Raw genomic sequence first — 7,542 nt, 5'->3', positions numbered from 1 at the left:
ACTCCTAACTCCTAACTCCTAACTCCTAACTCCTAACTCCTAACTCCTAACTCCTAACTCCTAACTCCTAACTCCTAACTCCTAACTCCTAACTCAGCACTCTTATAGAGGTAGTGTCACTGTAAATAGGGTTCCCTTTTTTACTTCACTGTCAACATCAATTGTTCCTTGTAGCTTTTGAGTAACTAAGTTATAGACTATATGCAGACCTAAACCACTGCCTCCTTGATGCCTAGTAGTGGTGAAGAAAGGCTCAAAAATTTTGTTTAAGTTTTCTTGCGGAATGCCGCAACCATCATCGCTATATTGAATCACAACGCGATCGCTTTCTTGCTTCACCTCAATCCGCAACTGTCCTGATTCGTGAAGTTGATAGGCATGATTCAGGGAGTTCATCACTAAGTTGGTGACAATTTGCGCCAAAGCCCCAGGATAGCTGTCGATTGTAACAGTTTCATCTCCTGTCACTGTCAGGGTATGGGAAGCTTGTTTGAGTTTGGGAGTTAAGCTAGTGACAATTTCTTCCAAATACTGCTTGACTAAAAATGTCCGTTGTTCCAAACTAGTCTGATCCACAGCTACTTGCTTGAAGCTTTGCACCAGTTCTCCGGCACGATTGAGGTTGCTCAGAAGCAGTTCAGTACTTTCCTTCGCAATTTCCAAATAGTTGTTTAAAACTGAGCGCTTTAATTGACCTTGCTCAACAGTCGTAATTAGCGATCGCGTTTCATCAGCTAATGTAGAAGCAACGGTGATACTAGTGCCCACAGGTGTATTGATTTCATGAGCGACTCCAGCCACAAGACCACCTAATGCCGCCATTTTCTCAGATTCTACCAGTTGCTTTTGGGTTGCTTTGAGGTCTTCTACAACTTGAGACAATTCTTGAGTTCGTTCGGCTACCTTTTCTTCTAGGGTGTTGTAGAGAGTAGCATTTTCGATGGAGATGGCGGCTTGAGAAGAAAGCAAATTTAGAACTTCCATTCGTTCTGGTGTAAAGGCTCCAGTTGTGAGATTATTTTCTAAATAAACAATCCCAATCAATTTGCCTTGATTGAGGAGAGGAAAACACAAAATAGACTTAGGTTGCTGTTGATGAATGTAAGCATCACGAGTGAAATTGCCTTCATTAACCGCGTCATGTAATACCACACTATCTTTAGTCCGGGCAACGTAATCGATAATCGCATTAGATAGTATTGGTTGACTGAAGCTTTTGATAGAGATAGCTTCAGTAACTTTAACTGTATCTGAGTTAATTGTTCCTGATGCTCTAATTTGCCATTCTGCATCTTGGTTGAGCAGTAAATAACCCTTTTCTGCCCCAGCATTTTCAATGACGATTGTCATCAGTTTAGTTAATAAGTAACCGTTCACAGGATCTGAAACGCTACAGTCAAAAATAGGTTACTGAGATGGTAGATTAAAATGCATGGATGAAAACTGCCTCGCTTACGGAATTGAAATTTCGGATTCAGATTGGGAAAAAACTCCAGCCAATGTCAAACGATTGGTGGAAAAAATGGGGCAGCACATCAAAGAATCAGAAAAAAAGCTGGCAGAACAAGAGGCTAAACAGCAAGAACTTTTAGAAAAGATTAATCGCACATCAAAAAACTCGTCATCGCCTCCATCCATGAACCCACTCGATGCCGAAAAACGCCCTGAAAAAAAGAAAAGTGGAAAAAAGCGAGGGGGACAGGCGGGACACAAGGGTCATAGTCGCTTGCTGTATGAGTTATCCGAGTGTGAAAGCGTTTTAAACCACCACCCAGAGACTTGTAGATGTTGCGGAGAAATATTATTGGGAGAAGATGCCAACCCTTACCGCCACCAGATTGTAGAAATTCCTCCTATCAAGCCAATAATCGTGGAACATCGTCTACACCAATTAATGTGCCAAGAATGCGGTACTTTAACCCGTGCAACATTACCCGTAGATGTGTATCCAAGTGGTTATGGTGTGAGAGTAGTGGCTCTTGTGAGCGTGTTGAGCGGACTATACCGCCACAGTACTCGGATGGTACAAAGTGCAATGCAGGATATCTTTGGAATTACAATGTCCTTGGGTACTGTCAACAAACTGAGATTTGAAGCCTCTTTGGCAGTAGAAAGTGCAGTTGAAGAAGCGAAAATATATGTCCAAAACTCGCGTGTAGTTGGGGCGGATGAAACAAGCTTTGCTCAGGGAAACGTTGATGGACACAATTCAAAAAAGAGTCAAGCTTGGCTGTGGGTTGCAGTTACACCCTTGGTAACATTTTTTCAGATTGCACTTTCCCGTTGTTCGGATGCAGCCCGTAATCTACTGGGCGAAGACTTTGGCGGTATTTTAAATTCAGACCGATATGCAGCATACAATTGGGTGGCTTTAGAGCAGCGTCAATTGTGTTGGGCACACTTGAAACGAGAATTCATCAAAATATCTGAGCGGACTGGAGTTTCAAAGGATATCGGAAATGCTCTGGTAAAAGAACAAGAAAAATTATTTGAACTGTGGCATCGAGTCAGAGACGGAACTTTGAAGCGTTGCGAGTTTCAACTTTTAGTCAAACAAATTCGCAATACTATTAATTCCTCTCTACAAGAAGCTGCAAATTATGAGATTGGTTCCAAAGAAAAAACACCACTTGCCAAAACTGTCCGTACCTGTCGCCAACTTTTAAAAGTTGAGCCTGCTTTATGGTTATTTGTGAGAGTTGAGGGTGTGGAACCTACAAATAATGCTGCTGAAAGGGCTATACGTCCTGCTGTGATCTGGCGACGTACTAGCTTTGGTTCTCAAACCCAGGCGGGTAGTATTTTTGTCGCTCGGATGTTAACTGTTGTCACCACTCTCAGATCCCAGCGCCGAAATGTTCTTGATTTTATAACAGCAGCAACTTTTGCTGCACGCATAGGTAAACCTACTCCTTCTTTACTTCCAGAAGTTCCTACTTCTAAGCAAGTAATAAATGCTGCTTAATTCCCCTAAGCCATACCCGTTTATTTACTTTTATTCAATAGAGTCAACTCTCTTAGACTAATTCCCCTAGTTTCTTCACTCATTGACATCTATTGGCTTTTAGTCTGCGATCGCCCCGTGATCGATTACGTTAATAAAGTATCGAGCTTAATTTCTCGTCCCAGAACGTGGGAGGCTTTGAGAACACTGTTTAAATCTAAGGAAGTTGATAGGGTGGTACTCGTGGAGGTGATTTTAGAGGTTGGAAATTGAGAGTTTATTTGATCTTGGGTGAAAAATTGGGGATAGCGTTTTTCTAAATCTTCTACTTTAGCTTTAGCACCCCAACGAGTGTAGGCATAGTGGGCATTAAATAGGTAATCTTGAGCAATTTTTTCTTTACCCCATTGCAGATAAAATCTGGCAGCGAGTTCATAGCTGAGGGCTTGTTCGTTGAGATATTCATGTTCTGTTGCTTTGGCAATCGCGCGATCGTACATCTCTATGGCTTCAGCTTTTTGCCCTAAAACTCGATACCGTTCCGCTTCCACTAAATAAAATTTGTGTAAGAAATTTGTCGGCGCGTGGTGTACCCATTTCTGCATTTGAGCTTGATTGGCTGTGACTTTTGCTAATAAGCTTGCTTGTGGGGCATCAGTATATAAAGCTAAGGCTGTCAGAGAATCATAAAAATTGAAAAGTACTACGGTTATCTGTCCTAATAATGCATTTAGACACTTTTCTAACTCTTGGGCATTAGCTGCGGCTTGCGGGAAATCTTGGAAGAGATAGCACAGAAAAAGCTTTGAGTAATATAGATGTGCCAAACCAGTTGTATCATTAGCTTGCTGATGCCAGAGCAGCATTTGTTCTTCTTGATAGACTTCCCCACTTAAACAACAGGAGTTTTCAGATACCGTTACCAGATTTAAGCTTAACTGCCAATAAATAGCTAGATACGAAAGAGCTACTTTGTTTTGGACTTGACTCATAGCATGATGGTAGTCAGTAATTTGCCGTTCAAATTCTCCCAAGTCTTGGCCAGTCGCCCAGGAATGCAGGCTATCAAAGACTGCACAAAGACCTGAAAATTCTATATCTCCTTGCTCTCTACCAATTTGATAGCCTTCCTTTAAGGATTTGATGGTTTTCTGGAGTGGTTCTTGCCAATGGTAGACGGTAGTATAAATTACAGCGATGATGTAACATTTGAGATGTTTAGCATCGTAGCGTTCTAATAAGGTCAAAGTAAGTTTACCAAATTGATAGCCCAAGGGAATCTCATCCAAGGCTCCACAAAGAATTAAGCTATACATTCCATAGCCAACCGTTGATAATTCGGTGTTGCCGTATTCTAGAGATAGATTCACCATCTTTAAAACAATGAATGGGAGTATCTCATGCCCTCCTCGGTAGGAGGGTCCGATGATCCTGGAAAGAATTTGCATCGCTGCTAATTGTTGGGCTGACTGCATTTGGGGTAGGTTGATTAAGTCTTCAACTTCTCTTTTTGCCAGACGATCTGCTGTTTGCTGTAGTGCTTTGCTCAGTTCTAAGTGACTCAGAGTAGAGGGAAAGTTAATTCCCAAGGCTTGGAGAACTTCTAAACCGGTGGCGATCGCTGCTGGTAATTTGTTCTGCACTGCAAAGGCTTGGATTTTCAGATCGTAAACTCTCGTCTTGTCTAACAAAACTTGAGCATTTTGCATTGCCTCCTCTACCCATATATTCATCTGTGTGAAGTCACCGTAGACAAATGCTGCTTCTGCTGCTGACTTAAATAATGTCAAACTCAGGTCATAGTTTGTTTGCCAAGAATCTGCTGCTAGTAATTTAATGCCGAATGAAAAATATCCCAAAGCTGCTTCATAAGCAGTTGCTAATTTAGCTTTACGTCCCGCCAATAAATTCAAATTGGCTAATTCATTTCGTTCATTTTGAGCGTCAATCAACTCTGCACCAATATTTAATTGATTAACAATTTCAAAAATTTTATCTTCTCGAACTAATGCTGAGGTATTGCTCAACATCAGTCGCCCAATTGTTAAATGATTTGCTTGTTTTTGCCCTTCAGAAATTAGAAAATAAGCTGCTTGCTGGACGCGATCGTGCTGGAATTTACAATTAATATCAGCAGCTTTTTTCTCCTCTCTCAATAGTCTCAGATAATATTGATTATTTGAGACAACAATTAAGCCTTCTTTGAATGCTGGTAATAAATCATCTAAAACTTGCTTGGCTGATTGCTGAGAAATCAATACCAATGTAGATAAATCAAAGTTATTGCCAATACAAGCAGCCAACTGTAATATTTTTTGGGTGTTTGCTGCTAAGTTGACAATTTTACTCGTCATTAATTCCACAACATTATCAGTAATGTCTTTGGTTTCAATTTCTTCTAAATCCCAATGCCATCTTTTTTTTATATAGTCAAAGCTGAGTAAATTCTCTGTATAAAGTGATTTCAAAAACTCAGCGGTAAAGAAAGCATTACCTTGAGTTTTTTCACAAACCAAATTAGTTAATGCTTGAGTTAGGATAGTTGAAACTGACAATGTTTCGGCAATTAAAGCATTCACATCTTTGGGAGTGAGGTTTTTGAGATTAATCTCAGATACGATTCCTCCATCATTTTTAATTTCGTCTAAACTCATCGCCAAAGGGTGAGTTGTATCGACTTCATTATCTCGATAAGCTCCAATGATGAGTAGATTTTGAATATCGCGATCGCTTAAAATAATCTTCAGCAGTTTTAGCGAAGCACTATCAGCCCATTGCAAGTCATCAACGAACAAAACGAGGGGATGTTCAGCCTGACAAATCGCCTTGATAAAGTTTTGAAAGACCAGATTGAAGCGGTTTTGGGCTTCTTGTCCGCCTACTTGAGTTACAGGAGGTTGTTCGCCAATCACCAATTTCAAATTGGGAATGACATCAATTAAAACCTGTCCGTTATTGCCAACAGCAGCTAATATTTTTTCTTGCCATTGTCTCAAAATGGATTCACTTTCAGTCAATAATTGATTACACAAGTCATTGAATGCTTGAGAAATGGCGTAGTAAGGAATATTACGTTGATACTGGTCATATTTACCAGTGATAAAATTGCCACGTTTGGCTGTAATGGGTTTATGAACCTCATTTACTAAAGCTGATTTGCCGACTCCAGAATAGCCTGCAATTAACATCAGTTCATTTGTACCATTGGTGATGCGATCGAAAGCCGTCAATAGCGTCTCTAATTCTGGTTCTCGTCCATAGAGTTTTTGCGGAATTATAAAGCGATCGGAGACATCCTGACTAGCCAACGGAAAGACATCAATTTTCCCATTACTTTGTAGTTGATGCAAGCATTGTTCTAAATCTGCCTGAATTCCAGAAGCAGACTGATAACGGTCTTCGGCATTCTTCGCCATCAGTTTCATCACAATCTCACATAGCATTTGGGGAATCTCTTTTCTGTCCCCTATCCCCTGTCCCCTATCCCCTAAAAGTGGTGGTTGTTTCGCAATATGGCAATGAATCAACGCTAGAGGATCATCCCCTAAAAATGGCACTTCTCCTGTTAGTAATTTATAGAAAGTTACTCCTAAAGAATAGAAATCGCTGCGATAATCAATCGCTCGATTCATTCGCCCTGTTTGCTCAGGAGAAATGTAGGTAATAGTGCCTTCTAGAATATTGGGATTTTTAAATGATTGGGTTTCTCGTGACAGAACAGTGGAAATCCCAAAATCGATGATTTTGATCTGTCTTGTGTTGGGATTTAAGACAATATTTGAGGGGTTAATATCTTTGTGGATCATCTTAGCAGCATGGATTTGTTTGATGCTTTCGACAATAGAAATACCCATTTTAAGAAACTGTTCTAACTCGATTTTTCCAGCTAACTGCAATTGAGCTAAAGAAGTACCACCGAAGTCTTCTAATACTAAAACTGGTCGTTGTTGATGAATTTCCAAAGCGTAAACTTGAACAACTCCAGCGAGATGGAGATTGTGGATAATGTCATATTCGCGCTGGTAACAAGCAATGCGTTCTGGCGAGGGATAAACATCTCGTAGGGTTTTGAGAATTACAGGTTGATTATCGCCTTCCCGATAGCCTCGATATATCAGAGAATTGCTGCTTTCGTAGATTTGTTCAATAATTTGATAGCCGGAAAGCGTGAGCATAATTTGGGTACTCCTCAAAAGTGGGTTAATGCTGTCCCAGTCACTTTGTTAGAGTTAGTGTACCCATTAGCTTGGTGAGTCTTAAGCAAGTGCGCTGCTGATTTTGGAGATTTTTTTTACAAAGTTAATAGAATAATCCACTAGTTTCCGTGCCTGCTTGGGGAAGTGGTTATGTAAAGTAGAAGTAACGACAGCAAGGCTTTTCAGCCCATCTTGCAGGAAAGTCAACACCAAATCAAAACTATAAGTCAACCATGCCAAAGCTTTTAGTCATTATTTTAGATAAATATTCATGTTTATTGACTTGTTTAACTATATTTTTAGCATACTATAGGACTCCTATTTGATTTTTGAAAAAGAGTACGAGATAATACGGTTGAGTGTAAAAGTGTAAAAGCAGACTATGATAAACCAGCATCTACA

At 40.2% G+C, this 7,542-nt stretch carries 3 protein-coding genes; 1 reads left to right on the top strand and 2 read right to left on the bottom strand.

Annotated features, from left to right (window positions below; all coding sequences use genetic code 11):
- Nucleotides 1-102 precede the first annotated feature (102 nt).
- Nucleotides 103-1,350, bottom strand: coding sequence for a GAF domain-containing sensor histidine kinase (locus V7K67_RS15215; RefSeq protein WP_335167241.1), 1,248 nt, complete (start codon nucleotides 1,348-1,350; stop codon nucleotides 103-105).
- A gap of 82 nt (nucleotides 1,351-1,432) precedes the next feature.
- Here V7K67_RS15215 and tnpC point away from each other — a divergent pair, with 82 nt between their 5' ends.
- The gene (tnpC, locus tag V7K67_RS15210; RefSeq protein ID WP_335167239.1) at nucleotides 1,433-2,965 is read left to right on the top strand and encodes an IS66 family transposase; all 1,533 of its coding nucleotides are present in this window, start codon (nucleotides 1,433-1,435) and stop codon (nucleotides 2,963-2,965) included.
- 125 nt (nucleotides 2,966-3,090) lie between these two features.
- Here tnpC and V7K67_RS15205 read toward each other — a convergent pair whose 3' ends face one another.
- Nucleotides 3,091-7,119 (bottom strand): ATP-binding protein, encoded by a 4,029-nt coding sequence (locus tag V7K67_RS15205; RefSeq protein WP_335167237.1) that lies wholly within the window; start codon nucleotides 7,117-7,119, stop codon nucleotides 3,091-3,093.
- Between the last annotated feature and the right edge of the window lie 423 nt (nucleotides 7,120-7,542).

The organism is Nostoc sp. (assembly GCF_036917155.1).
In the GTDB taxonomy this organism is placed as follows: domain Bacteria; phylum Cyanobacteriota; class Cyanobacteriia; order Cyanobacteriales; family Nostocaceae; genus Nostoc.
Note: the sequence above shows the minus strand (reverse complement) of the source record. Positions and strands in the feature narration are given on the sequence as shown.